At 72.0% G+C, this 1,734-nt stretch carries 1 protein-coding gene and 1 pseudogene; both read left to right on the top strand.

Going from position 1 to position 1,734, the window contains the following annotated elements; genetic code table 11:
* A pseudogene (locus tag G6024_RS08740) lies at nt 1–214 on the top strand (alpha/beta hydrolase); the annotation flags it as partial.
* Between the two features lie 84 nt (nt 215–298).
* Nucleotides 299–1,609 (top strand): glutamate-1-semialdehyde 2,1-aminomutase, encoded by a 1,311-nt coding sequence (gene hemL, locus G6024_RS08745; RefSeq protein ID WP_119193150.1) that lies wholly within the window; start codon nt 299–301, stop codon nt 1,607–1,609.
* Nucleotides 1,610–1,734: the final 125 nt, after the last annotated feature.

Here is a 1,734-nt window from a genome sequence, read left to right on the forward strand (position 1 = left end):
CGGCTCCGTCGCCGCGCCGACGCCCGCCTCGGGGTCCGTCGCTGCGCCGGCGCCCGCACCCGTACCGCTGCCCACGCCGCAGGAGCTGCAGCAGCAGGCGGAGACTGCAGTCGCCGACGCGGAGAAGGCGGTACACGAGTTCGCCGGACAGGTCGACGCCGCCGCGAAGTCGCTGTTCGCCCCCCTCGCCCCGCCGGCTCCGCCGCAGGGCTGAGACCGCGAGGGGGTGCTCGCGGCCGGACTTTGAGACACTGGTCCGGTGACCTCTTCGAGTGATGCCTTCAAGACCCCGTCCGGCATGTCCGGCACCACCCGATCGGCCGAGCTCTTCGCCGAGGCCTGCGAGCTGATCCCCGGCGGAGTCAACTCCCCGGTCCGCGCCTTCAACTCCGTCGGCGGAACCCCGCGTTTCATGCGTGAAGCGCGGGGTTCCCGCATGACGGACGTCGACGGCAACACCTACATCGACCTCGTCTGCTCGTGGGGCCCCATGATCCACGGGCACGCCCACCCCGAGATCGTCGACGCCGTCCGCGACGCCGCCACCCGCGGACTGAGCTTCGGCACCCCGACCGAGGGTGAGGTCGACCTCGCCCGCGAGATCGTCGCCCGCACCTCCGTCGACGAGGTGCGCCTGGTCAACTCTGGCACCGAGGCCACCATGAGCGCCGTGCGCCTGGCCCGCGGATTCACCGGCCGCTCCAAGATCGTCAAGTTCTCCGGGTGCTACCACGGACACGTCGACGCACTGCTCGCCGACGCCGGGTCGGGCCTGGCCACGTTCGCGCTGCCGGACTCGCCCGGCGTCACCGGCGCGACCGCCCACGACACGATCGTGCTGCCGTACAACGACATCGACGCCGTCAGGGTGGCCTTCGCCAACCACGGCGACGAGATCGCCTGCGTGATCACTGAGGCCGCCGCCGGCAACATGGGCACCGTCCCGCCGCTGCCCGGCTTCAACGAAGAACTGCGCACCCTGTGCTCCGACAACGGGGCACTGCTCGTGATGGACGAGGTCATGACCGGATTCCGCGCCGGGGACCGCGGCTGGTGGGGGATCGACGGTGTCGCCGGCGACCTGACCACCTTCGGCAAGGTCATGTCCGGAGGACTGCCCGCCGCCGCGTTCGGAGGTCGCGCCGACGTCATGGCCGCCCTCGCCCCCGCCGGCCCCGTCTACCAGGCCGGCACCCTGTCCGGGAACCCCGTCGCCGTGGCCGCGGGTCTGACCTCCCTGCGGCTGGCCGACCACTCCTGCTACTACACGCTGCAGACCAACGCCGACCGGCTCGAGGCGCTGATCAGCAACGCTCTGCAGGCCGCGGGTGTCGCGCACACCATCCAGCGGGCGGGCACCATGCTCAGCGTGTTCTTCTCCGAGGATCAGGTCACCGACTACGCCGGGGCCAAGGCCGCCGAGACCTTCCGCTACGCGCCGTTCTTCAACACGCTGCTCGACCGCGGCATCTACGCTCCGCCCAGCGCGTTCGAGACCTGGTTCGTCTCCACCGCGCTCACCGACGACGACTTCCAGCACATCTCCGACGCGCTGCCGGTGGCCGCGGAAGCTGCCGCCGCGGCGTCCGCCCCGGAGACGGGCCGATGAGCAGCAACGGGCGAGGACTGCGCGGGCGGCTCGCCGTCCCGTCGACGGGACCCACCTCACTGCCGATCCCCCTCCGGGGAGATCATCCCGCCCCCGCCGTGGCGCCGCCGTCGCTGGGCGGGTCC

This window comes from Dietzia maris, assembly GCF_014144855.1.
GTDB classification, from domain to species: Bacteria; Actinomycetota; Actinomycetes; order Mycobacteriales; family Mycobacteriaceae; genus Dietzia; species Dietzia kunjamensis.

What these genes read in the sequence shown, in the direction of transcription:
- hemL (WP_119193150.1), top strand. Translation starts at nt 299, where the DNA reads ATGTCCGGCACCACCCGATCGGCCGAGCTCTTCGCCGAGGCCTGCGAG.